At 37.3% G+C, this 26,156-nt stretch carries 22 protein-coding genes; 11 read left to right on the plus strand and 11 right to left on the minus strand.

The window, feature by feature from the left end; translation table 11 throughout:
* Positions 1-203: 203 nt before the first annotated feature.
* Positions 204-815 carry a septal ring lytic transglycosylase RlpA family protein gene (locus IEV17_RS01290; protein WP_004662546.1) on the plus strand — a complete coding sequence of 204 codons (612 nt, stop codon included), beginning with the start codon at positions 204-206 and terminating at the stop codon, positions 813-815.
* A gap of 181 nt (positions 816-996) precedes the next feature.
* The gene (locus IEV17_RS01295; protein ID WP_004662548.1) at positions 997-1,449 is read left to right on the plus strand and encodes an Mpo1 family 2-hydroxy fatty acid dioxygenase; all 453 of its coding nucleotides are present in this window, start codon (positions 997-999) and stop codon (positions 1,447-1,449) included.
* Between the two features lie 40 nt (positions 1,450-1,489).
* On the opposite strand, the gene IEV17_RS01300 is transcribed toward IEV17_RS01295, so the two are convergent.
* Positions 1,490-1,972, minus strand: a complete 483-nt coding sequence (locus IEV17_RS01300; protein ID WP_004662551.1) for a DUF3465 domain-containing protein — start codon at positions 1,970-1,972, stop codon at positions 1,490-1,492.
* An 87-nt stretch (positions 1,973-2,059) separates the two neighbouring features.
* Complete coding sequence (gene sthA, locus IEV17_RS01305; protein WP_004662553.1) at positions 2,060-3,475, minus strand: Si-specific NAD(P)(+) transhydrogenase; 1,416 nt, start codon at positions 3,473-3,475, stop codon at positions 2,060-2,062.
* 191 nt (positions 3,476-3,666) lie between these two features.
* On the opposite strand from sthA, the gene lipA reads away from it, so the two are divergent.
* Both lipA and IEV17_RS01315 read left to right on the plus strand, forming a co-directional pair.
* Positions 3,667-4,680, plus strand: coding sequence for a lipoyl synthase (gene lipA / locus IEV17_RS01310; RefSeq protein WP_004662555.1), 1,014 nt, complete (start codon positions 3,667-3,669; stop codon positions 4,678-4,680).
* A 366-nt stretch (positions 4,681-5,046) separates the two neighbouring features.
* Positions 5,047-6,750 (plus strand): DUF4394 domain-containing protein, encoded by a 1,704-nt coding sequence (locus tag IEV17_RS01315; protein ID WP_004662556.1) that lies wholly within the window; start codon positions 5,047-5,049, stop codon positions 6,748-6,750.
* Positions 6,751-6,799: 49 nt separating this feature from the next.
* On the opposite strand, the gene IEV17_RS01320 is transcribed toward IEV17_RS01315, so the two are convergent.
* From IEV17_RS01320 to IEV17_RS01330, 3 genes are all read right to left on the minus strand, one after another.
* Positions 6,800-7,906, minus strand: coding sequence for a beta-ketoacyl-ACP synthase III (locus IEV17_RS01320; RefSeq protein WP_004662558.1), 1,107 nt, complete (start codon positions 7,904-7,906; stop codon positions 6,800-6,802).
* A 46-nt stretch (positions 7,907-7,952) separates the two neighbouring features.
* Positions 7,953-11,807 carry an ATP-dependent RNA helicase HrpA gene (hrpA, locus tag IEV17_RS01325; protein WP_004662560.1) on the minus strand — a complete coding sequence of 1,285 codons (3,855 nt, stop codon included), beginning with the start codon at positions 11,805-11,807 and terminating at the stop codon, positions 7,953-7,955.
* A gap of 113 nt (positions 11,808-11,920) precedes the next feature.
* Positions 11,921-13,081: a sterol desaturase family protein gene (locus tag IEV17_RS01330; RefSeq protein WP_004662562.1), complete on the minus strand. Its 1,161-nt coding sequence runs from the start codon at positions 13,079-13,081 to the stop codon at positions 11,921-11,923.
* A 500-nt stretch (positions 13,082-13,581) separates the two neighbouring features.
* On the opposite strand from IEV17_RS01330, the gene ahpC reads away from it, so the two are divergent.
* A complete protein-coding gene (ahpC, locus tag IEV17_RS01335; RefSeq protein WP_004662563.1) occupies positions 13,582-14,145 on the plus strand; it encodes an alkyl hydroperoxide reductase subunit C in 564 nt (187 codons plus the stop codon).
* A gap of 253 nt (positions 14,146-14,398) precedes the next feature.
* On the plus strand, positions 14,399-14,611 hold the full coding sequence (locus tag IEV17_RS01340; protein ID WP_004662566.1) for a KTSC domain-containing protein: 213 nt from the start codon (positions 14,399-14,401) through the stop codon (positions 14,609-14,611).
* Between the two features lie 45 nt (positions 14,612-14,656).
* Here IEV17_RS01340 and IEV17_RS01345 read toward each other — a convergent pair whose 3' ends face one another.
* Positions 14,657-15,856, minus strand: a complete 1,200-nt coding sequence (locus IEV17_RS01345) for an alkane 1-monooxygenase (protein WP_004662568.1) — start codon at positions 15,854-15,856, stop codon at positions 14,657-14,659.
* 122 nt (positions 15,857-15,978) lie between these two features.
* Here IEV17_RS01345 and IEV17_RS01350 point away from each other — a divergent pair, with 122 nt between their 5' ends.
* Entirely contained in the window at positions 15,979-17,028 is a 1,050-nt protein-coding gene (locus IEV17_RS01350) for an AraC family transcriptional regulator (RefSeq protein ID WP_004662570.1), read from the plus strand.
* Here the strand turns inward: IEV17_RS01350 and IEV17_RS01355 are convergent.
* Positions 17,005-17,592, minus strand: coding sequence for an O-methyltransferase (locus IEV17_RS01355; protein WP_004662573.1), 588 nt, complete (start codon positions 17,590-17,592; stop codon positions 17,005-17,007). The genes IEV17_RS01350 and IEV17_RS01355 overlap by 24 nt on opposite strands.
* Before the next feature lie 38 nt (positions 17,593-17,630).
* The gene (locus tag IEV17_RS01360; RefSeq protein WP_004662574.1) at positions 17,631-17,849 is read right to left on the minus strand and encodes a DUF1653 domain-containing protein; all 219 of its coding nucleotides are present in this window, start codon (positions 17,847-17,849) and stop codon (positions 17,631-17,633) included.
* A gap of 231 nt (positions 17,850-18,080) precedes the next feature.
* Between IEV17_RS01360 and ahpF the strand changes: the two genes are divergently transcribed.
* Positions 18,081-19,646 carry an alkyl hydroperoxide reductase subunit F gene (gene ahpF / locus IEV17_RS01365; protein ID WP_004662576.1) on the plus strand — a complete coding sequence of 522 codons (1,566 nt, stop codon included), beginning with the start codon at positions 18,081-18,083 and terminating at the stop codon, positions 19,644-19,646.
* A 159-nt stretch (positions 19,647-19,805) separates the two neighbouring features.
* Positions 19,806-20,150, plus strand: a complete 345-nt coding sequence (locus IEV17_RS01370) for a hypothetical protein (protein WP_004662578.1) — start codon at positions 19,806-19,808, stop codon at positions 20,148-20,150.
* A gap of 56 nt (positions 20,151-20,206) precedes the next feature.
* Here the strand turns inward: IEV17_RS01370 and IEV17_RS01375 are convergent, their stop codons facing one another.
* The gene (locus IEV17_RS01375; RefSeq protein ID WP_004662579.1) at positions 20,207-20,818 is read right to left on the minus strand and encodes a glutathione binding-like protein; all 612 of its coding nucleotides are present in this window, start codon (positions 20,816-20,818) and stop codon (positions 20,207-20,209) included.
* 239 nt (positions 20,819-21,057) lie between these two features.
* Positions 21,058-23,520: an ExeM/NucH family extracellular endonuclease gene (locus tag IEV17_RS01380; RefSeq protein WP_004662581.1), complete on the minus strand. Its 2,463-nt coding sequence runs from the start codon at positions 23,518-23,520 to the stop codon at positions 21,058-21,060.
* A gap of 184 nt (positions 23,521-23,704) precedes the next feature.
* On the opposite strand from IEV17_RS01380, the gene trmB reads away from it, so the two are divergent.
* Together trmB and IEV17_RS01390 are read left to right on the plus strand one after the other, a co-directional pair.
* Positions 23,705-24,421 (plus strand): tRNA (guanosine(46)-N7)-methyltransferase TrmB, encoded by a 717-nt coding sequence (trmB, locus tag IEV17_RS01385; protein ID WP_004662584.1) that lies wholly within the window; start codon positions 23,705-23,707, stop codon positions 24,419-24,421.
* 364 nt (positions 24,422-24,785) lie between these two features.
* Positions 24,786-25,145, plus strand: a complete 360-nt coding sequence (locus IEV17_RS01390; RefSeq protein WP_004662586.1) for a PTS sugar transporter subunit IIABC family protein — start codon at positions 24,786-24,788, stop codon at positions 25,143-25,145.
* Between the two features lie 184 nt (positions 25,146-25,329).
* Here the strand turns inward: IEV17_RS01390 and IEV17_RS01395 are convergent, their stop codons facing one another.
* Positions 25,330-26,112, minus strand: a complete 783-nt coding sequence (locus tag IEV17_RS01395) for a Rossmann-like and DUF2520 domain-containing protein (protein ID WP_004662587.1) — start codon at positions 26,110-26,112, stop codon at positions 25,330-25,332.
* Positions 26,113-26,156: the final 44 nt, after the last annotated feature.

The following is a 26,156-nucleotide window of genomic DNA, read 5'->3' on the forward strand; positions in this document are numbered from 1 at the left end:
CAATATTGATTATTTTTTAACCGCAAACTGTAAGTTTTTGCCCTTTTTGTAACTATTTATCGTTAAAGACTAGACACACTTCGTAAGCGATGAATATTATCCACTCAAGTAAAGTAATTGCAAAAGTGAATAATTAGACATGTGCACTATATTTCAAAGTTGTTTTTTGAAATAGAAAAGCATGTTCTCTAGGAGTTTATACAATGCAGTTTTCGCTAAAATATATTCTAGCGCTGACGGCAGGCTTAAGTTTAAGCCCGTTACATGCGGAAATGGTACAATCGACATCAATGAATAATGATGTGGATGGTTCTAATTTAGCTGCCCGCGTACTAAGCAAAGATTCTCAAAATTTTAATTCGCGTTTTTCAAACGTTAATAGTCTTTCAATCACTGAGAGTTCAGGTGACCAAATCCGTCGCCAGACGATTGCTGCAAAAATCGATATTCCTGAAGACGAGCCTTCAGTGATTGAAAAACTGAATACTGTTGCTTCGAACACAGTTCGTAAATTCAGCCAAAGTGGCGTTGCGTCTTGGTATGGACGTCAATTTCATGGTCGTAAAACAGCAAGCGGTGAAACATTCGATATGAATGGATTAACTGCAGCTCACCGTAGCCTTCCTTTAAACTGTTATATCCGTGTAACAAATAAAGACAATGGCAAGAGTGTTGTAGTAAAAGTAAATGATCGTGGTCCATTCCATGGTAACCGAGTGCTAGATTTATCTTATGGTGCTGCAAAGCAACTTGGTATGTCTGGTTCTGGTACTGGTAATGTGAGCATCGAACGAGTTGATGGACCTAGTTCTTAATAACTTAGTTTTACACTCTCCAAAAAAAGCCACCTAGTGTGGCTTTTTTTATTATGAGACAAAAGAATTTAGAAATTACAGTTATTCTTTAGAGCAACATCATATCCGCGAATGATTTTGACCCTTTTTATTTAATTCGGTATATTGAGCAAATAAAAATGAATACAGTAAAGGAATTAACATGAAGTCAATTGATACGTGGTTTGATGAATATAGTGACAGTCATCAAAATCAAACGAATAAAAAAATTCATTGGGTTTGTGTCCCAGCTATTCTTTTTTCAATTATTGGTATTTTGGCTCATTTTAGCACCCTACTCACCGCTTTGCTTCTTGTACTCACTTTAGTATTTTATGCTCGTTTGGATATTGTTCTCGCTGTTGCAATGGCTGCACTGTTAGCCGTTATGGCATGGCTCATTATTATTTTACCCGTAGGCGTAGGATTCTATATTGGTGTCTTTGTGATTGCTTGGATTGGCCAATTTTATGGTCACAAAGTTGAAGGGAAAAAGCCTTCTTTCTTTAAAGACTTACAATTCCTCCTCATTGGCCCTGTATGGTGCATGGACGCTTATTTAGCTAAAGTCCTACCTAAATGGAAATCTCGTCAGAAATTAGCGCTTACAAGCTGATTGAGAACATAAAAATAGAATGAGTGATAAAGGGAAAATATCATTGATATATTTTCCCTTTATATTTTAACCATCCGTCAATATGTTTTCTTTGTGGATCATGATGGGTCCAATGAATCACACCGCCTTTTGGGCTATATTCATATTCACCAAAAAACTCAAGCTGATCACCTTTTTTAAGCCCGTCTATTCTTGGGGCTAAATCAATATTATGTGCAATCAAAACCGTTAAACCATTCTCAAGTTTAAGAATCATTTTCTGATGTTTTGAACCTTGATTGTCATCTGGCAAAACTGCTTTCACAATACCCTGTGCTTGAACTTGAATATTGCTTCTTTGCTGTTGATAAGCCTGCATGATCTTGTCTTGATCATCGACAGAAATATTAGTATTCGAAACTGAAGTTTGTGTGTTACTGCTAGTAATTCTAGTATTTTGCTTTTCTTTAAAATCAAAACCCAAATAGGCTGCAAGCAACAAAATGATTACTACAAGAATCAGATTATTTATTTTAGTTTTCATCGCAAATTTCCTGACTAAATCCAGATAACAAAATGCCAATCAAGTTGATTGGCATTTCAGTTCTTGTCGAACTAAATCAATCGCCATTTAAAACAAACGATTCATACCATTCAAAGCTGCTACACGATATGCTTCTGCCATCGTTGGATAGTTGAATGTCGTTTCAACGAAGTACTTCAATGTATTGTTTGGACTATGCATCACCACTTGCCCAATGTGAATAATCTCTGCCGCATTATTACCAAAGCAGTGAATACCCAGTACTTCTAAAGTATCGCGATGGAACAAGATTTTTAATTCACCGACAGTATCACCCGTAATTTGGGCACGAGCTAGATGACGGAATGAAGCCTGACCTACTTCATAAGGTACTTTTTCTTCAGTTAATTGCTGCTCGTTCTTACCAATTGAAGAAATTTCTGGGATTGTATAAATACCTGTTGGTACATCTTTAATTGGCTTAACATTTTTTTCACCAACCATATTTGCACCTGCACAACGACCTTGGTCATAAGCAGCCGATGCAAGTGATGGCCAACCAATAACATCCCCTGCAGCATAGATGTTATCAACTTCAGTTTGGTATTGATCATTGACCATCAACTGGCCACGGTTATTCGGTGTTAAACCGACATTTTCCAAACCAAGACCATCTGTATTACCAGAACGACCGTTGCACCATAAAATGGCATCAGCTTTAATCTTCTTACCGCTCAGCAAATGTAAAACCACATGATCATCGAAAGTTTCTAAGCGATCGATTTGTTCATTGTGACGAATCAATACTCCTTGCTCACGCAAGTGATATGACAATGCATCAGCGATTTCATCATCAAGGTAGCTTAAAAGCTTTTGCTGAGTGTTGATCAAATCAACTTTATGATCTAGACCAATAAAAATCGATGCGTATTCGCAACCGATCACACCAGCACCGTAAATAATGATTTTTTGAATTGAATAATCCAAATCAAGAATTTTGTCAGAATCAAAAACACGAGGATGGTTAAAGTCCAAACCTTGTGGCTGATAAGGACGGCTACCCGTTGCAATCACAATTTGTTTACAGATGATGGTATCTTTTATGCCATCTTGACCAAAAATGAGTACGGTATTTTTATCTTGGATATATGCACGTCCATGAAAAACATCAATCTTATTGCGATCATAAAAACGTGTATGAGTATCAACTTGCTGTTGAATCACTTTATGCGCGTTGCGTAACACTTGTTTCATGGTGAATTGTTTCCATTCACCTACTTTTTGAAACATTGGATCACGCTGATAACGGATGATACTAGAAACTGTTTGACGTAAGGCTTTACTTGGAATTGTACCTACATGTGCACAGTTACCACCGAGTTGATCACGTACATCGACGATTGCTACTTTTCTACCTGCTTTAGCTAGCTTCATTGCCGCGCCTTCACCAGCTGGGCCAGAACCGAGAATGACTGCATCAAATTTTACAACATTCCCACCAACGACCTCTTTCTTACGTGGCATTCAAAGCTCCTTTATCTCTTAGCTGTTTACTTCTATATATATGATAACTAATATGCTATGGGTTGATGTATTTCTCAACCATATATTTTTATATATTCACATTTTCAAAATGAATACCTATTTCATCCTATAAACCTATAAATTTGACTATAATAATCGAATATCTCAAGCAATAGGTTGTAGAAAATAAGATGTCTGAACACCGTAAACCTGAACAGGGCATAAAACTTCGTGGCGCTGAAAAAGTCGCTAGAATTCCTGTAAAAGTTATACCTACGGTTGAAGTACCTCGTAAACCAGACTGGATTCGCGTCAAAATGACTGCACCTGAAGAGGTTCAGCGTATAAAAACAACTCTACGTTCGCAAAAACTCCATACTGTTTGTGAAGAAGCTGCCTGCCCTAACCTTCCAGAGTGTTTTGGTGGTGGTACTGCGACTTTTATGATTATGGGCGATATTTGTACTCGTCGCTGTCCTTTCTGTGACGTTGCTCATGGTCGACCAAATGCACTTGATCCTGATGAACCTCGTCATATGGCGGAAACTATTTCAAACTTGGGTTTGAAATATGCAGTTATCACCTCTGTAGATCGTGATGATCTTTTAGATGGCGGTGCTCAACACTTTGTGGATTGTATTAAAGAAGCTCGCGCACTCAGTCCAAAAACTTTATTAGAAATTTTAGTTCCTGATTTCCGTGGTCGTATGGATATTGCTTTACGCATCATGACAGAATGTCCACCCGATGTTTTCAATCATAATATCGAGACTGTTCCTCGCTTATACAAAGCAATGCGTCCAGGTTCTGACTATCAACATTCTTTAAATCTTTTAAAAATGTTTAAAGAATACTGTCCTGATGTGCCAACCAAATGTGGTTTGATGGTTGGGATTGGAGAGACAGAAGAAGAAGTGATTGCTTTACTAGATGACCTTCGTGCACACGACGTAGATTACGTGACCATTGGTCAATATCTACAGCCATCAAAGCAGCATGCACCGATTGATCGCTTTGTAACGCCAGAGGAATTCGAGCGTTACGCTGAACATGGTCGAAAATTAGGTTTTAGAAATATTTGGTCAGCGCCAATGGTTCGTTCTAGCTATTTCGCAGATCGTCAATATCACGGCGAACCTGTCCCAGCAGTACGACGTAAAGTCGATCCTGCAAAGAAAATCACAGTACAAACTGTAGAAGCATAAGCCTCAATATATCGGGAGAGTTTTTATAATTCTCTCGATTTTTATTGCGCTATAATTTTATGGTTTACTAGTTAAAGCTCATAAAATGTTTAATAAGCCACACTTTCTTATTAACCGTGAAATTGACGTGAATAATTACAACTCAAAACTGAATTACCAAAAAAACACTTAAAAACATTAGTTTACTTTAAATATCAGTCTTCTTATTCTTAATAAAGCTAATACAGAAATTAAGATTAATCATCTGTTATATCGAGATGAAAATTTTTCTTTAAATGTATTCATCTTGCAGGAAACTCAAATCTAAATTTATAAGGGATAGTTTAAGAGTTTCTCATAAACAAAAAATTAAATTAGGATTAAAAAATGAATAACAAGATATCAGTACTGAGTACAGCGATCGTCACTAGCCTTATATTGTTAGGATGTAATAATGATTCAAACAATGACACTGAGACGACAAATACTAATACAGGTGACACTTTAATCTTAACAAGCAACGGTATGATCAGTTCAATTGATCGAATGATGCCGAATAAAATCGTGTCGAATCTTAAAATTACAGGTCTACAAACAGATGATGAGCTCGTTGGAATAGATTATCGTCCGAAAGATGGGAAACTTTATGCGGTGGGATTATTAGGTAATATCTACACTTTGAATCCTGCAACTGGTTCAGCCACTTTTATAAAAAAATTAATGGCTGACCCTACTGATACGACTGATGGAAATGCAGCATTTACTAAGATTTTAGGCGATGCAAATCTGATTACTGTGAACTTCAATCCAGTTGCAGATCGTTTGAGGGTTATTACAAATACGGGACAAAACCTTCGAATTAATGTGGATACTGGCGCCACGATTACAGATGGCTCTATCAAATTATCAGAAAGCAACCCTACCATTGTCGCTGGCGCGTATAGCAATGCATTTGCAGGAACTGGATCTACCAAACTCTATAGCATTGATCAAAATAGTGATCGAATTTATATCCAAAATGCGAATGCTGGAACATTAGGAGTTTCTGCTGCGTTGGGAACAGATATAAACATTAACGGCGGTGGTGGATTTGACATAGATCCTGTAACTAACGTCGGTTTCGCAGCACTAAAACTCAATACTGGTGCTTATAAATTCTTTCAACTCAATCTAGCAAATGTAGGAACAAGCAATGATGCCATTTTTGCATCTGGTGACCTAAATAGTAACTTTAATAGCATGGGAATTCGCGGTATCGCATTAAAAAGAGCAAGTGATGCCACCGCTCAAGCTTATGGATTGACCGCCAATAATAAATTATTGAATTTTGCTTTAAATAATCCAAATGCGGTTATGGAGAAAACCATCACAGGTTTACTCGTTGATGAGAAATTTATTGGAATTGATTACAGACTCAGAACCACTACGACCAATTCTGGAAAACTTTATGGTCTTACCAATAAAGCAAACTTGTATACTATAAATACAGATACAGGAATGGCTAACCTGATCACTTCACTTAAACCTGCGATGGGTAGTAGTTTCACAACATTAGATGGAACAAGTTTTGCCGTTGACTTTAACCCTACTGCAGACAGACTAAGAGTGATCAGTGATTCTGGACAAAATCTAAGAATTAACGTAGATACAGGTGAAACATTCAAGGATGTAAATATTGGCGGAATTGCTGATGCTAAAGTCACTGCAGCAGCATATACCAATAGTTTTGCAACACCAGTTTCAACGCTTGCTACTGAACTATTTGATTTAAATCAAACAGGTAATACCTTAACTAAGCAAAATCCTCCAAACAATGGCACTTTAAATCTCATCGGCAACTTAGGAATCAACCTAGGCATGGATAATGGTTTTGATATTGCGGGTGGTGATAATGGCTTAGCTTTAGCAGCAGTCTCAGGTACTTCTGGACCTTCAGTGTTATATCGTATTGATCTAAATAGTGATACTACAATTACAACTCCAAGAGCACGTTTAGCAATTAATGTGGATGGAACACCTAATCTAAATGCCTCGACTATAGGAAGTAATAGCACTCCGCCTGTAATCGATTTAGCAATCTTATTCAAATAGATAATAAAAAACCGCATCAAATGATGCGGTTTTTTTTAAATTCAGATAATCAAGCAATATGCTTTTGTACAATAATTGAACCTACAGAATAACCAGCCCCAAAAGAAGAAATCACAGCATATTCGCCATTATTGACTTGCTCACCTGTACGATGCATCGCAATAATTACGCCTGCTGAAGATGTATTAGCAAACTCATCTAAAATAATAGGTGCGCGTTCTAAATCAGCTTCTTTACCCACAACGAGTTTTAAAATGAGTTCATTCATATTCGCATTGGCTTGATGCAACCAGAAACGCTTAACTTGCTCAGGAGTTAATTCAAGTTTTTCTAACTGTGCAGTAATGATTTTTGCAACCAATGGGCAAACTTCTTTAAAGACTTTACGACCATCTTGGCGGAACAATTTGTCATCAACCACAGCATCTTCACTACGGTTTAAGAAACCAAAGTTATTACGAATATTATTTGAGAACTGAGTAAACAAATGAATATCTAGGATTTCATAGCCTGATTTAGTTTCAGTTTCTTCGATAATTGAAGCCGTTGCAACATCACCGAAAATGAAATGTGCGTCACGAGTACGGTAGTCTAAATGACCTGAGGTAATTTCAACATTGAGTAATAATACACGGCGTGCGCCACATTTCACTGCATCATAGGCTTGCTTCAAACCAAAAGTTGCAGCAGAACAAGCCACATTCATGTCATAAGCATAACCTTGGATACCCAAAGCTGACTGAATTTCAATTGCAACCGCTGGGTAGGCACGTTGCATATTTGAACAAGCTAAGATGACAACATCGATGTCTTCTGCGGTAACACCTGCATTTTCCATCGCTTGTTTTGCAGCAATTACGCCCCACTCCGCTTGAAGTGAAAGTTCATCATTACTACGCTCTTGTAAACGTGGACGTAAGCGCTTTGGATCAAGAATACCCGATTTTTCGACCACATAACGACGTTGGATACCAGAAGCTTTTTCAATAAATTCCGGGCTTGAACCACGTAATGCTTCGATCTCGCCAGCAGCAATTTGCTCAGCATTTTCTTGATTAAATTGTTCTACATAAGCATTTAAACTTTCAACCAACTCTTCATTAGAAATAGATTCGGTTGGGTGAAATAACCCTGTACCTGTTATACGAATGCCCATGTAAAACTCCTGTAAAGAATGCTTCTAACTTTCATTATTGCTCAGTTTAACCGATTGCTAATCGATCCCATAGTTTTTGCAATCTAGTTGGTGAAATTGGCATCTTTGTTTTCATTGGTTGAGAAAACAAGGAAATTCTAAGTTCTTCCAACATCAAATACAATTCTTTGATTTTAGGATCATTTTTAAATTTAAATACTTTGTCCATCCATGGATCGACATCGTCAATTGCTGCGAGGTCACGTTGTAGATTATTGGGCAAACGATCCAAACGCAATAGCAATGCTTTTAAAAACCGTGGGTATTCCTGCCAAATCTCAACAGGTTTACTGTAGACAAAGTTCGCTAATGACATTAAATCAAGTTGGTCTTCTATGTCATCTACACTTCGACCAAAGATATCCTGATCTAAAACCAATAACTCGCGACGAATTTGCTGCCATTGAGTAAAAATCTCAGTAATATCAATTAAAACTTTTTGACCATCTGCCAAGAATTGCTTTTTTACATCAGCCATTAGCTGATTAAATTCCGCTGTATCTTTAGGCAAAGTTTTTATTGAAACTTGTAAAGTTGCATAAACCAGCATTTGTTCCAACTTCGCCCGATCGCCTAAAGGCGAATATGCCAAAGCTAATGGTTTGGAAATCTGTTTTTTCAATTGACGGATTAAATCCCCCAATTGCATATGTAAAAGACGAATCACACCTTCACGATGTTGTTTAATTGCTTCATCTTGATCATTAAAGGTTTGAATCACCACACCCGACTCATCTTTAACATCAAGTTCAGCAAAAACTTTACTTGGAACCAAAGCCTGATATTGCTTTACGACCACACCCGTGACTTTTTGAGACGCTTCAAATACAAAATTTTCAGGAAAAGTCTGGAACTCACCCTTTTGCTGCTTCACAGGACGATGAGTTTCGACACGACAACGCGCTTTGAGTTCATCTAAATCACGTCCTTGCGCAATGAGTTTGCCTTTTTCATCCACAACTTTAATAAAAGGTACAAGATATTGATCAATTCGTTCAAAAGAAAAATCTTTTTCTGTAATTTGCTCACCACGCAGAGCAAAAGCTAAATAACTAAATAAGTGCTCACGTAAATGTACTGCATCAACACCTTGCATCAGTTTTTTCGCAGTATCTGGAATCGGGACTAAATTACGACGTTTGTCTTTAGGCAACGCCTTGAGCAAAGCCTCAATTAAATCCTGACGCCATCCAGGAATCCCCCATGACCATTGCTTTTCATCTACTTGTGGCAAAGCCTGCACAGGAATTTTAACCGTTGCACCATCTTCATCATGACTTGGATCAAAACGATAACTCGCAGCCAAACGCAATTGTCCATTATGTAAATAATCTGGGAATTGCTGTGTGGTTGGCCGATCATTCATCCATAAAGCATCGTCTTCTACAAAAAGATAACGCGGATGATCTGGCTCTACTGTTGCACGCCAATCTTCAAAACTACTGCGGCTGGCAATTTCCTCTGGCACTTTTTCAGCATAAAATTGATAAATAGTTTCTTCATCGACCACTAAATCACGACGACGCAATTTATCTTCAACACGCTCAACTTCTTCAAGCTTCAATAAATTGTGCTTTAAAAACGGTGGAGTAATACCCAAATTACCAGTCGTTAAGGCATCCCGTAAAAAGATTTCATGTGCCGCGGCTTGATCAACTTTCTCAAAATTCACCATACGTTTTGGTTCAATAATTAAACCAAACAATGAAATTTGCGCATAGGCATTCACAATGCCTGCTTTTTTCGACCAATGTGGTTCGAAATAGTGATATTTCAATAGGTCACGTGCAGCTAATAAAATCCATTCAGGATCAATTTTTGCCAAAGTGCGTAAATACACTTGAGAAGTTTCCACCATCTCAAATGCCATCACCCAAGCAGTATTGGTCTTATGCAGCGTACTGGCAGGAAATACTTTGGCTTTCTGCTGACGTACCGCCATAAAAGTATTACGTTCATCGGTTTTATTGGCGATAAATGAAAGTAAACCCGTTAACAAAGCACGATGTAAATTTTCATAATTGGCTGCCTTTTCATTAAAGCTCAACTTTAATCCTTCAGCCAATTCAACTAATTGTTGATGAGTTTGCTTCCATTCCCGTAAACGTAACCAACTTAAAAAATGTTGACGCGCAAATTGACGGCGCTTGTTTTCAGACTGCGTATCAGGACTAGTTTGGAGCGTATTCCAAAGTTTTAAATAGAATAAAAAATCTGAATCCGCTTCTTTGAATAAGGCATGCTTCTGATCGGCTTGCATTTGTTTATCGGCAGGTCGTTCTCGTGGATCTTGAATCGCTAAAGCACTGACAATAATCAATGTTTCTTTCAGAACACCAAAATGAGCGCCACCAATAAGCATACGTGCTAATCGTGGATCAATCGGCATGCGTGCCATCATTTGACCGACTTTAGTTAAATCATTTTTACGTTCGCTTAATGCACCCAACTCAATCAAAAGCTTGCGCCCATCATTAACCAAACGGAAATCAGGCGGCTCAATAAAGTCAAAATCTTCTAAACTACCTAAACCAAGACTTTGCATCTGCAAAATAACAGAAGCTAAGTTAGTTCGTTTAATTTCAGGTTCGGTAAACTCAGGACGACTTAGAAAATCTTCTTCACTGTATAAACGAATACAAACACCCGCAGCAATACGACCACAACGACCTTTACGCTGATTGGCTGCTGCCTGTGAAATCGCTTCAATCGGTAAGCGCTGCACACGTGAACGGTAGTTATAACGTGAAATACGGGCAAAACCGCTATCGATCACATAACGAATATTAGGAACGGTTAATGCTGTTTCAGCAACGTTGGTTGCAATAATGATACGGCGACCTTTACCGCTTGGACTGAAAATCTTTTGCTGCTCGGCGAGTGCCAAACGTGCATATAAAGGCAACACTTCAGTATGCCGAGGACCATACTTCTGTAAGGTTTCTTGTAATTCTCGGATTTCTTGCTCAGTGCTGGCAAAAATCAATATATCAGCATGTTCTGGATGCCCTTTACTCTCAGCATCAGCAAAACACTCTTCGACCGCTTGTACAACAGCACGTGGTAAGTTCTCTTCAAAATCATCAAACTCATCATCATCGCTACCAATAATACTGAGTTCCGAAATTGGACGATAACGTACTTCAACAGGGAAGCTGCGCCCTTCTACTTCAAAAATCGGTGCATCATTAAAGTATTGGCTAAAACGATTTACATCTAAAGTCGCTGACGTCACGATTACTTTTAAATCAGGACGCTTTGGTAATAACTGTTTGAGATAACCCATGATGAAATCGATATTCAGTGAACGTTCATGGGCTTCATCAATAATGATGGTATCGTATTTTGAAAGGAAGCGGTCGTTAGTCAACTCAGCCAGCAAAATACCATCCGTCATCAAACGCACGATAGAGTCCTGCGATCCCTGCTCATTAAAACGGATTTTAAAGCCAATCGCCTCACCTAGTTTCTGCCCAACTTCTTCTGCAATACGTTGTGAGACACTGCGAGCAGCTAAACGTCTCGGCTGAGTATGCCCAATCATCCCAGTGAGACCACGACCAGCAAGCATAGCAATTTGTGGTAACTGCGTAGTTTTACCCGAACCCGTTTCACCCGCCACAATAATCACTTGATGCTTTTGTATTGCGTCAATCAAACGATCTGCATACTGAGTAACAGGTAAATCTTGATTGAGCTTAATTTGGGGAATGCGCGCTAAGCGTTGTTTGACTTTGTCATTTGACTGTTGAAAAAGTTTTTCTATTTCCGCTGTTTCTGTTTTTTTATCTTTGCGCAGTCGATTTAAACGGTGGCGGTCACGTGCCATAACCCATTGATCTACATTTAAATGACTCTGCACTGAACAGCTTTCCTAACAATAAAAATAATCGGCTATTTTACGCCTTAAAGCGATGCTATGCAAAGAAACTGCATCAATCTGTTCAGAATATTAATGCAGTTGTGTCTTTATGCTTATGATTTAGATGAATGATCAAAATGTTGACGCAAACGCTTTATATACTTTTTAAATGGCCATGTGAATTGTTTAACAAAACTATTCGGTATCTTATATCCAACTGTGCCGTAAACACTCGCAAGATGATTTGGCATATATACACTTTTAAAGATCACATCATAGATTGGAATAAAAGCAGCATAGTTTTTATCAATCGCAGGCTTCTCTGAAGAATGGTGCCAATGATGAAACTCAGGAGTTGCAATTAACCAACGCAAATATGGAAAACGAAAACGTACATTTGAATGAATAAAAATGGCATGAAACGAAATAAAAACAAGATAAGCAAACACAGCCGATGTATGAAAGCCCAGTAGGAAAATAGGTAAGGTGGCAATAAACCGCGTCATTAGTACTTCTACGATATGTAGTCGTGAAGATGCTAACCAATCCATATACTCGGTGGAATGATGTATCGCATGGAAACGCCATAATAGATCTATTTCATGCATAGCTCGGTGCAACCAGTACACGACGAAATCAACCACAATCAATAACTCAATAAACTGCAACCAAATTGGCTGAGCTTGAACAAAAGGTACGATTGGATTATTGGGTAAGTGGGTAATCCAGTATTGAATCGGCATTACTGTCAAAAAGGTGAACAATTGAATTCCGATATGACTCAACATGAAATATTTCATATCCGTCACCCAACCTACCCTTAAGATTTTTTGATGAGGATTTTTAGCAAAGAATCCCTCAAGTGGAATGAAGATAAGAGCCAAGAGCACTAGTGTTAAAATGAAATAATCAATACCTGCATAAAAAGGTAGGTTGGGTAACGTTGGCGCTTTAATTAACCCACAGCCTAAAACCGCTGCCACTACAGCAAAGCATAAGCCATAAAAACCATAACGATTTTGTCGAAATAACGCACTAAAAACCCCAAAACCAGCACTCAGCGTAATACCAAACATCAAACTGAAATAAAAAACATCATAATGTTTGGCATAAACAGGACGTAGTTCAGGCATAGTCAGTACTGACGGAAACATAAAACACAAAGCCCCAAAAATAGCTAACAAGCCCAAGGAGATTGAAATAAAAGCACTAATTTTACCTAAGCCTACATTCAACTCTAAATTTTCGAATTTTTGTCTTAATTGATCAGTCATTTTTTATAAATTTCACTGTATACCCGAGAACGTAAATTTCTGAGGTAAAATTTTCGTTTTTCTCAAATAAAAAATTTGAGCATTCATCAAATTTAGCGGATTCTAAAGTGATCAAATATTTAACACAAGCTCAGAAAACAAACAATATAAGCTCTCAGCTCGATAAAAACATCGCATTACAGTTATCGTGTGCTTAAATCTATATCTTGGTTTTCTCTATATTTTTTAGATTTTTTCAATTTTACCCTTGAATTTTAATACTATCGACTGCATGTTGTTATGCAAATTAGTTTTAGGTATTCGTCATATTTACTTCATCTTGTTGGAGTCAAATAGGCTTATATCTTAGGGTGAAAATCGTTTTATATTGATTTATTCAATTTTCCGATTTTAGTCATGTAAAAATACTATTTCCCCAATAACTAAAAATTATTTATTCTTGACCTCGTAAACAAGTAAGGCATTAGCCTCTCAATAAAACCTCAATCATGGAGACAATGATGAGCTTAATTAATACTGAAGTTAAACCATTTAAAGCTGATGCATTCCGTAACGGTGAATTCATTCAAGTAACTGACGCTGATCTTAAAGGCAAATGGTCTGTTCTTATTTTTATGCCTGCTGCATTTACTTTCAACTGTCCTACTGAAGTTGAAGATGCTGCTGAGAACTACGAAGAATTCAAAAAAGCTGGTGCAGAAGTTTATATCGTAACAACTGATACTCATTTCTCTCATAAAGTATGGCACGAAACTTCTCCTGCTGTAGGTAAAGCTCAATTCCCATTAGTTGGCGATCCTACACATCAATTAACACGTGCTTTTGATGTGCATATCGAAGAAGCTGGTTTAGCTTTACGTGGTACGTTCATCATCAACCCTGAAGGCGTAATTAAAACTGCTGAAATTCATGACAATGCAATTGCACGTGATGTTTCAGAAACTTTACGTAAGCTTAAAGCTGCTCAATTCGTAGCAAGCCACCCAGGTGAAGTTTGCCCTGCTAAATGGAAAGAAGGTGAAGCAACTCTTGCTCCATCGATCGACCTCGTTGGTAAAATCTAATTTTTAGATTTAACAATGTTGAAAAGAAACCACTCTAAAAAGAGTGGTTTCTTTTTATTTGTCATTTGGTCACTTTTTAAGATACGTCGATCTCAATTCAATAGTAAATTTTTTACAATTCTTATACTTATAAATTTATAATGAAATTCATTTATCAATTGTCAGCCTGCATTACATGGAGTAATGTCAAATTATGAAACATAAAGAGTTTTTTGTATGTACTAAATGATCAAACTAAAATGGGGGCAAATATATGGAAAAAACTGTTGTTGTAACCTCTTGGAAATATGATATTTCTTCACGCTATTTAAAAATTTTTTACAGCAATGGCACAGCCGAGCTTTATCACCCTGTTCCAGAATTTGTGTATGACAATTTGCTACGCACAACCGACAAGACTGCTTTTGTCCATAAATACCTTGAGTTTGATCTTCATTTTAAACGACTTTATCTTTTAGCCTCATAAATAAAAAACCAGCCTATATTAAGGCTGGTTTTTTATTTAAATTTATTAAGCAGCTTCGACTTCAACTTGTTCAGCGTACCTCTCTAATATTTTTTCTTTTGCGTCAGGATGAATATTAATTTTCTCCATATTGCCTTTGTAATGCTCTACTACTCGATCATCCATAATTTTTGACCACCATGAAGGAATAAAGGCTGGTAAAATCATCGCTCCATAGCCCGCTGGTAACTGTGGTGCATCTTCAAAATGACGTAAAGTTTGGAAGCTACGTGTTGGATTTGCATGATGATCTGAGTGACGCTGTAATTGATACAAGAACAAGTTAGTCACTACATTGTTATTGTTCCAACTATGCTCAGGTAAAGTACGCTCATATTGACCATTGGCTTTCTTTTCACGTTTTAAACCATAATGCTCAATATAATTTACTGATTCAAACAAAGTAATCGCATAAGCAGCCTGTGTCACTTGGAACGGTACTGAACGCACTCCAAATTTGCTAAACATAGCAGCATGGTATACAGCAGACATCGCCCAACCATGAATCAATTCATTCTCTTTACAGAAGAATGGCAACTTTTTTCGCTCTAAACGATTTTTCTCAATTTCGATCGCCGATTTAAAACTACCAATCACTGTACGAGGTAAAAATTTCCAGAAAGTTTCACCAAGTCGAGATGATGCTGGATCTTCTGGTGTTGCAACACGGCGGTGATGACCATATGGATGCTCAATACGGAAGTGATTATAGCCCGATGGAGCTAATGCCAAATGTGATAAATAATGTTCGAGACGACCACTTTTATGGCTCAATTCATGCGCCGTATTGATGGCAATACCATTCACCATCCCCACCAACGTACCCAATAACGCTTGATCTGCAAGTGATGTACCTTTACGACTTGCCAAATAAGTGCCGTAAATATTGGTCGCATATTGCAATGGAATAAAAAGTTTAACAATTCGTGCGTAATATGGATCTGCTTCTAAGTCTGCAATCGCATCAAGTGGTGGATTTTCTGTGTCCTCACCAATTAACTTATCCAATGCAGGAATAACACCATGAATAAATAATGGACCAAAAGAGGCAAAGAATTTTTTGGTTTTTTTCGGTCCAAATTGATAACCCGCTAAACCACTCATTGCAATAGTCGGTACTGCCAAACCCAATAACCACAAATGACGTTTTTTATCTTTAAAAGTTGTTGTTGCTTGCTCTACATCCAGTTGAGTATGCATATTCATTAGAAACTCCTCAATCAAACACAAAATGTTTTGCTTGAATTGATTGTGTTCTTTTGCAGTCACTCTATATTATCATTTTAAGACTTGATATTATCATTTTAAGACTTTATTGGATTTTTATTGTGCAAAAACAGCAAATCCCTGTTATCCCATCTCGTTATTATTTGCGGTTGATCGAAATTCTAATTGGTACTCATCAATATGATAATGAGGTATTAAACGCATTTCATAACGAACTTTCTAAAACTGAGCTTTTATCAATTCAACAAATTGAACAATTTATTGCACTTGGCCTGAGCCTACCAAATACAGAAGATTTGGCTTTTGAACTCGGTAAAAATCTAAAACTGAGTTCGCATAGTTTGGTTGGATATGCATTAATGACCAGTCCAAATTTAGAACATGCATTAAGATTAATTGCACAATATTTTCGGCTAATTATGCCGAGCTTTAAGCTATCGATTCAATTTCCAACTAATCAACATAAGGTTGAGTTATTACTTGAACCAATCTTGCAAATGAATAAGCAATGTTTAGCATTTCATATTGAAGCAATTGCCGTTGGATTTTATTACAGCTTATTAGAACTTGCAGGACAACAATTACAACGTTACCAAATTTATTTAAGTATACCCGAGCCTGTTTATGCTGAACGCTATATACATCTCGTTAAAGCAAATTTTCATTTTAATTACACATGGATATCAGGTATACGCGTTGTGATTGATCAACAACAGCTGGCACTACCCTTACCTTTGGCGGATGCTCATAGCCTAAAAGTGGTTGAACAACGTTGTCAGGAACAGATTCAGAAGATTTATCATCAAGGTGAAATTGTTGAATGGGTCAGCATGATGTTAAGACAAGCCAATCAGATTCCAACATTAACTGAATGCGCTAAAGTTCTAAATATTTCTACAAAAACTTTACAACGTTATTTGCAGCAACAAGGCGTTGAATTTCAAGCTTTGAAACAAAAAATTAGTACTGAGCGAGCAATTGATTTATTAGAAAATTCAAATTTTACCATCACCCATATTGCTTACGAATTAGGCTATTCGAACCCTGCCAACTTTACCCGTGCATTTAACAAAGTATTAGGTTGTAGTCCGCAGAGCTATCGCTCAAAACATCAAGATCAGAGGTATCTACTTCAAGACAACCAGACATAAACCTGCACCTACAGGTAAAATAGTGCTCATATAATTTTCATCTGCTTTAATCAACTCAAGAAAATCTTTGACCTCAGCAGCATGCGAAATCATATTATCAACGATCAAAGTATTACCCGAGAACTGCAATAGACGTTTTAAATCATTCCAGTAACTCACATAGCAGCCACGCTCTGCATCTAACAAAATTAGATCATAGGATTCAGTCGCTTGTGCCAAATAATCTGAGGCATCGCCCACCCAAAAATCAATAAAACTCTCTAATCCAAATTCTTCAGCATATTTCTTGGCTTGAGCACTTCGGAAAGCATTGATCTCTAGGGTTTGAACTTTACCTCCGACCGATTTTGCAGCTTCAGCCAACCATAAGGTTGAATATCCAGTCGATGTTCCAATTTCTAGAATCTGCTTTGATTGCTGAGTACGTACTAACATCCCAAGTAACTTAGCAGATTCTGCTTCAATATTTCGGTAACGTCTTAAACGATCAGACTGCCGAGCATCATGTTGCTTAAATTCATCATATAAATCAGCAATACGTTGTAGAAAAACGGTGCTCGTCATGTCTTGTCTCCGTAATGCTCAAAAGCAAAAGTTCAAATTTAAGTCGCTTGTATTAATTTAAAACGTGGAATAACTTGCCCATCTTCAAGTTCAACTGTTTCAACAAACATTGATAATGGACGCACCCACATTGAATAATCACCATATAAACATTGATATACAACAAGTTGTTCCTCAGTTTCGCTATGTCGAGCAACATTAAATACCTGATAAATTTGACCCTTGTAGTGTTGATAAATGCCACGTTGTAATACCATTTGCTGCTTCCTTATATATGCCATGAAATAATTGCAGTTATATAACAAGTTCGATTTGATTCAAATTTTTATGCTCATGTACGCACAAAAGTTCCACAAATATACTTTAAAATTCAAAAATCCGATTAAATTTATAAAAACATACTGTTTTATCTATTTATATATTTTGCGTACTATAGCTTCATTGAATGAATTTAGCTGATTTGAACTGCTTAGAATTTGGAGAAATACATGTTAGATCAAAATATTAAAACGCAATTAAAAGCTTACTTAGAACGTTTAGAAAGTCCAATCGAGTTGGTTGCTGCTTTAGATGAATCCGACAAAGCTGCAAAAATCAAAGAACTCGTGACTGAAATTGCTGAACTTTCTGACCAAGTTACGGCGCGTTTTGACGGTTCAAATGCTCGCCGTCCTAGTTTCGGTGTGGCTAAAGCAGGTGAACAACCACGTGTGTTCTTTGCTGGCTTACCAATGGGACATGAGTTTACTTCTTTGATCTTGGCATTATTACAAGTATCTGGTTATGCACCTAAAGTGTCTGATGAAGTACTCACTCAAATCAAAGGTTTAAACTTAAAATCAAACTTTGATGTGTTTGTATCTTTAAGCTGTCATAACTGTCCAGATGTGGTTCAAGCACTTAACTTGATTGCAATCTACAATCCAAATGCAACTGCGACCATGATTGATGGTGGTTTCTTTCAAGAAGAAGTCGAAGAACGCAAAATCTTAGCTGTACCGATGGTGTTTCAAGACAATGAACATATTGGACAAGGTCGTATGACTTTGGAAGAAATCGTGGCGAAGTTAGATACCAACTCAGCTGAGAAAGATGCCGCAGCACTCAATGCCAAAGATGCTTTTGATGTATTGGTGATTGGTGGCGGTCCTGCAGGTGGTACAGCAGCGATCTACGCAGCGCGTAAAGGTATTAAAACAGGTATCGTCGCTGAACGTTTTGGTGGTCAGGTCATGGATACCATGGATATTGAGAACTTCACGACGGTTCAAAAAACCGTAGGTCCGAAGTTTGCTCAAGATATGGAAGCCCATGTACGTGAGTACGGTGTGGACATCATGAATTTGCAACGTGTCAGCAAGATCACAGGTGCAGATCAGACAGCCAATGGTCTGGTTGAAGTTGAATTAGAAAATGGGGCTAAGCTTGAATCTAAAACCATTATTCTTTCAACAGGCGCACGTTGGAGAGAAATGAATGTACCGGGTGAAGCAGAATACCGTACCCGTGGTGTGGCGTACTGCCCACACTGTGATGGCCCATTATTCAAAGGCAAACGTGTTGCGGTGATTGGTGGTGGTAACTCTGGTGTAGAAGCAGCGATTGACCTTGCAGGGATTGTTGAGCATGTGACGTTGGTTGAGTTTGATACCAAGCTTCGTGCAGATCAAGTGTTGCAAGACAAGTTAAACAGCTTGCCGAATACCACTGTGATTTTGAATGCGCTCAGTACTGAAGTTGTGGGAGATGGTTCACAAGTAACCGCATTGAAATACAAAGATCGAGCGACTGATGTTGAACATACAGTTGAACTTGCAGGAATCTTTGTGCAGATTGGTTTATTGCCAAACACGGATTTCTTGAAGAACAGTGCGGTTGAACTCAGCAATCGTGGTGAGATTGTGATCAATGATCGAAATGAAACCAATGTCAAAGGTGTATTTGCTGCAGGTGACTGTACCACCGTACCGTACAAGCAAATCATTATTGCGACAGGTGAAGGTGCCAAAGCCTCTCTATCAGCTTTTGATTATATGATTCGTTCTGGTGTTTAAAATAATCTAAAAACATGTGCACGCATTTACATTTCAAAAATGTAAGTGCGTGTTTTTACAAGTTATCAACAAATTTTCAACTTTATTATTCATACAGTTTATGTTTATATTTTCGCTATCCATACCTATTGGATGCCACAAAGAAAAGGAAACATGAAAATGAATAAATTACTTGTTGCATTAGGTCTCGCTGCTACTGTTGCACTTGTAGGCTGTAATAAAGATAAAGCGCCTGAAACTGGGGCAACTACTGGCGAACACTTAGAACATGCCGCTGATCAAGCGAGTGCTGATGTGAAAAATGCTGCTGATTCTGCAGCGAGCAATGTTGCTACTGCGGTAGATACTGCTGCTGATCAAATTGATGCTGCTGCTGATCATACTGCGACTGCAACTGCTGAAGCTGCTGCAAAAACTGAAGCCGCTGCACGTGATGCAACTGCTAAAGTTGCTGGTGCAGTTGAAAACGGCGCTGCTGATGTAAAAGAAAAAGCTCAACAATAATCTGTTGATTATAAAAAAGCCTCTGATCACAGAGGCTTTTTTTAATGCAAAGAAAACTAACCGAGTAATCCTTCATCACGCATTGCAATTTGTACCGACTGACGTTCAGCTACTTTATTACGCAAAGCGATAATATGAATATATGGTGTTAAATCGTGTTCAATATGATTTGACCAATTTGTAAGTACAAATAAATACGCATCTGCTGGACCAAAATTATCATCCACTAAATAATCATATTCTGATTCAGCTAAATAATTGTCGATATATTTCAGTAAACGATCTACTTCAGCATACGCTTTGGTTTTTTCATCATCAGTTAACTTACCACTAAAGAAAACTGCATAAGCATCATGTAACTCAGAATTTAAATAACCTAACCATTCAAGGACTTTGGCACGCCCCATGCCCGATGGTGGGATTAAATCCTGTTTAGGATCGTGTTGTGCCAGAAACGGTAAAATTGCAACGTTCTCAGTTAAGATTAAACCAGGATTAATCTCTAAAGCTGGAACATAACCTTTTGGGTTAATTTCATAATAATCTACCCCTTTCGAGGTTTTATGTGTTTTTAGATCAACGCGTTCTAAATCAAAATCTACATTTATTTCATTTAAAATAATATGTGCTGCCAATGAGCAAGCACCAGGTGAATAATACAACTTCATAATTGATCCTTGTTATCTAACTCTTATGTTCTAAAATGCTTTACGTTAATTTGCAAAATGTGTTTCCACAAATTTGTCAAAAAAAGTAAAAAATACTGAATGATCTGACTATTAGTGAAATTACATGATTTTGCAAGTAGTCTTATGTCAACTTTTTATTATCATCGTATATATCCTGCTCAAATAGATCATTTTTTTGAGGAGAATAGATTACTTCTATCCTCCTCTTTTTGCATAGATCACACTTGATCTTTTCTTGAGCGCTTGGAAAAACTTGCAAGACCCAAAAGACCTAAGATCGATAACCATCCAAAACTCCCCGATGAAGTATTTGACGGTGAAGGTTTATTCTCGGCATCACTCATATCAAGATCAACAATTACAGGATCATGATCTGAAGAGCGATAAGCATCTTCTGAGAAAAATAATGCTTTTTGTGCATCGGTTTTATATTCTTCGTTGTAATCTAAGACTGTTGGTTCATCTGCATTGATATGCCAAGTAAATGCTTTTTTTACTTTACTATATAAATTTGCATCTGCAATTGCGTGATCTAAATTGCCTGCGCCCCCATAGCCTTCCGCATTACTTGATACACCAAATACATAGCTATAAGCCTGCTCACCTTGCCCTACAACTTTGTCATTTAATAGAACTTTGTAATTTGCCTTTTCAAACACCTGAATCGGATCTTCTTTGGCATAACTATTCATATCCCCCAAAACTAAGATGTTTGGCTTTTCTACCTGAGTCGGATTTTTTGCCATCCATTGAACGAGTTGTTCAACAGCTTTCACACGTGTTGGGTTCCAACAACCCTGCCCATCTTTTTGATCAGCATCTGTTGTATTCGTATCAACACCTGTACATCCTTTAGATTTCAAGTGATTAGGAATTATCGTGAACATTTGCTTTCCAGAAATCGGTTGGAAAGTTTGAGCAATCGTCGATCTATTCTTATCACCTAAATCAAGTACAACTGGCTTGTTCACAGGTTTTACACGTTTGCTGTTATAAATAATGGCAACAGCAATCACATCTGTTCCTAAACGATCCTGATTTTCAGGAACTACATATTTCCAATCAGCGCCTAAAGCTTGGGTTAAATATGCAATTGCACTATTTTTATCATAGCCATTGTTTGCAATTTCCATCAAACCGTATACATCAGCATCAATTGATTTTAAAGCTTTAATAATTTTCAAATGCTGTTTATCAAATTCAGATTGACTAGATGCGCCACGCTCAGTAGGAAATCCAGTTTTGCCATTGTCATAATTTAAGACATTAAATGCTGCTGCACGAATCAACCGCGTATCTTTAGTGGCGACATTTGGTCTTGATGGTGTTTTAGTGACCAATTCTGGGAGATTACGCCCCTGAATAGGCTGAATGCGCCAACCATTAAAACGATATTCCAAAATCCCTTCAATGTTCTTAAGTTGATCACCAGAGCGCAAACTATTTGTTGCACTGAAGCTCTGCGGCAACCAAGGCGTTCTGTTTTGATTGTTATAACCATCATCTAAAATAATCTTCGATAATAAGTTTTTCTGTGCTAATGCTTTTGCCTCAGCAGATAAAGGTGGATATAAGTTTGTTGGAATAAATAATCGCTCCTTACTCAGTGACAGCTCACCAAAGCGACCATAGTTATAATTTTCACTGATGGTTAAAGTTTGTGGTAGTTTTACCAACATCCCTTGATAAAGTTGCGGTGAATTTGCAGTTAAGTCAGTCAAACTATTAAACGGTAAATCAACACTTTTTGGCTGTACCTGATTTGCCATATTGCTATTACAAGTCAAAATATCTTGCTGTAACTGATCAATCTGTAATTGGTTTTGATATGCAGTCAAACGTCCTCGTAAGATCACTTCATCCCCAACTTGCCCGCCTTTAACAGAGCTACTCGCTGGAATATAAACAAAAATCGCATTACTCACGTTTGGTTTAGCTTTGCTATCAACAGTTTGAATATAAAAACCAGAGAAACCATTTTCATAACGATAATCAGCAGTGATCACACCACGGAGCGTATAGTTTTGCCCTTGAGTTGCTTTATTATTTAAATCTGCAATCGGGGTTTCCGTACTTGAGCAACTGACTATTTCAGTAATAGGAGGTGTTGTTGAGCCTGTTAGATTTGAAAAATCATTCCGATCCTTCCATGCACGCCAAGAATTATCAAGATCAAATATGGTTTTAGGATCAACCTCAGTGACAGGATTTACCGTTTGCAAGCGAGTAAAACTATTCGCTTTACTAATTGTTGTTGTGCCCCAGCCAACAGAAGCAGGTTGCTCACCCAATCTTCCAAAACGATCTACCACTTTGCCTTTATAGACCAATAAAATGGCATCATCACCATTAAACGAAAGTGCAGCGACTTGATTGACCTTATCCCCTAACTCAGTTTGTAAGGCAGTATGGCCAACTAAAAAGCGTCCCTTACTCGCAAGGTTTCCGACTAAAGGATAGACAAATGGCTTAGATGTACCACCATTATTAAACTGTTGAATCTCATAATCAGCTAAATTAACGGCTGTTTGATCTGGATTATAAATTTCTAATCCTTTTTTATTATTACTACCATCAATATATTGGCTAAACATCAACTGGGCATGTGCCACAGAAAATACCGAAGAAGCCCCCAATAAGCCTAAACAAATTGCAATCGAATGGAATTTAAAATTTTTCATAAATTTTTACTTAATGTTTAAATCGACATTAGGCTATTCAATCTCTGTGACAACAACATGAATATTTTTTTACAAGTTTTTGATCGTTTGGAAAAACAAATGATCAAATAAAATCATTTAAAGATTTGACTTGACCTGATGAACACTTAAAATACGGCATTTCTATATTTATATCTCCAGAATCATGTCAAACGATCAGTTAGAAACGCAAATTACGGAACTCGACAATTTGCCTGAGCACCGTGAAATTGTGACGTTTATGCGTCGTTCAGCTCCGCTTAATACATCACAACGGACTGCTTTAGAAGATTATCGTGATTTAATTTTGGAATACCCCGTTGGTGATTTACGTCAACACTTTGAACACCCTGAACGACCTTTAACTGTTGAAATTGGCTTTGGTATGGGGCGTTCTTTGGTACTCATGGCAAAAGCCAACCCTGAACGTAATTTTGTCGGAATCGAAGTACATGTACCAGGAATTGCACAATGCGTGTATGAAGCTGGTATGGCTGGCTTGAAAAACTTATTTGTACTTGATGCAGATGCGATTCAAGTATTACGTGAAATGCCTGACAACAGCATTAACTGTGTGCAATTGTACTTCCCAGATCCATGGCAGAAGAAGCGCCACTTTAAACGCCGCTTTGTCATTCATGAACGTATGCAACTGGTTGAACAGAAGTTAGAGCTTGGAGGTACCTTCCATGCTGCTACTGATTGGGAGCCATACGCAGAATGGATGCTTGATATTTTAGATAATCGTCCAGACATGGAAAATTTAGCTGGTAAAGGTAATAGTTACCCTCGCCCCGAATGGCGTCCAGTAACCAAATTTGAGCGTCGCGGACTTGAATCTGGTCACAAGATCAATGACTTTATTTTTAAAAAAATTAAGTAGTGACTCTTAAAATTTCAAATACAAATAGCATTAAATATTATTTATTTAATGCTATTTATCTCTTATTGGCTTACTTATATTAATTTTTAAATCTTAGAAGAACAAAAAAACTGAATGCTCTCTGGTGTCCATAGACGATAAAAACTATATCTCTAAAACCGTTATTATCGAACTCACTTTATAGAATCAATTCTGATCAAATTTAAGCTCTTCTATTTACATGATCTATAAATATTTTTTACTCATATTTAGCTAAAATGAGAGATAGATAATTTTTATATACCATTAATAAATTATCATTTCATAAACAATGAGTGCTATTCACTGTAATGATTTAACTCAATGATGAAGATAGGTTGGTTTTATGGAAAAAATACTGCAATGCCCCAAATGTGGTTCTACAGAAATCGAAGTACGTGATCATAACAAATTACTAAAAACAACAGGCGGAGTTCTAATGACTGCGGCTGGAACTACTGCTGGAACAGTGGGTGGAGCTGCAACAGGTGCATCAGTTGGTGCCACGATTGGTACTGTAGCAGGCCCATTAGGCGTAATTGTGGGTGGGACTATTGGAACATTTGTAGGTGCAATTAGTGTCGGAATTACTGGAGGAATCGTGGGTAATATTTTTGGAAAAAAAGCAGGTGTGGCGATCGACAAGAATATTTTCCAAGACTATCTTTGCCTCAAATGTAAACATCGTTTTAAACAGAAAAATTGATTAAGCTTAAGGCACACTTACATTCTTTCTAAGCTGATATTTAAAAAATTGTATCAGCTCAATATATTTACAAATAATCGATCTATTTTCTAGAATACAAATACATGATGTTCTAACATCTCTTGATATTAAAAATCATTCAAATTTTGTCCATCACAAATAAAATGAAATGGTTTCCCTATCATTATTTTCCGTGTAAATGTCGTTTCATAATACTTTTACTTAAAAGTTTATAAACATCAACAAGATCGCTTCCTGAATTCTTTTCTAATAATTGTTGATGCATTTTTAAAATATTTTCATCACCACGCATTGCAGGACCTGTTTGCATTTCTTTAGGATTATTGATCGTTGCTTTTTGAGCAGTTTCTAGAATCAATGGATAAAGTAAAGAAAAATCAACCTGTTGCTCATCAACAATTTGTTTAGAAAGATCATAACAATAGTTACTAAAATTACATGCAAAAACAGCAGCCATGTGTAATGTCTGGCGTTGTTGAGAACTATATTGATAAACCTTCGGAGTCAAACTATGCGCTAATGAAGCGAGCAACTCCAAGTCATTGTACCGAACTGCCTCGACAAACATAGGTGTTTCTGCCCAATCAATCGCACGCTCATGACTAAAAGTTTGTAAGGGATAAAATACGCCAGATCTCTCATGTACTGTTGAAAGCACCTCTAAACTGGTACTTCCTGAGGTATGAACAATTAATGCTTGCTGTAAATAATGATTAATTTTCTGAATAACATCAGGTATGGATTGATCTGATATAGCAATAATAACGAGATCAGTATTGGGGTTTAATTGATCAAAATGATTAATCCCAGTGGCTTCAACTAAAGATGCTAAACGATTTGCTTTTTCTAAATCACGACTAAAAACTTGTACAATCTGGTGATCAGGATGTAGTACTTTTGCTAAATGATAAGCAACGCGACCTGCACCAATAAATGTAATTCTCATTTTTATTCGACCTATATACAAGCAAAGCAATCCATTATTAAATT

Origin of the sequence: Acinetobacter modestus (assembly GCF_014636095.1) — a bacterium.
In the GTDB taxonomy this organism is placed as follows: Bacteria; Pseudomonadota; Gammaproteobacteria; order Pseudomonadales; family Moraxellaceae; genus Acinetobacter; species Acinetobacter modestus.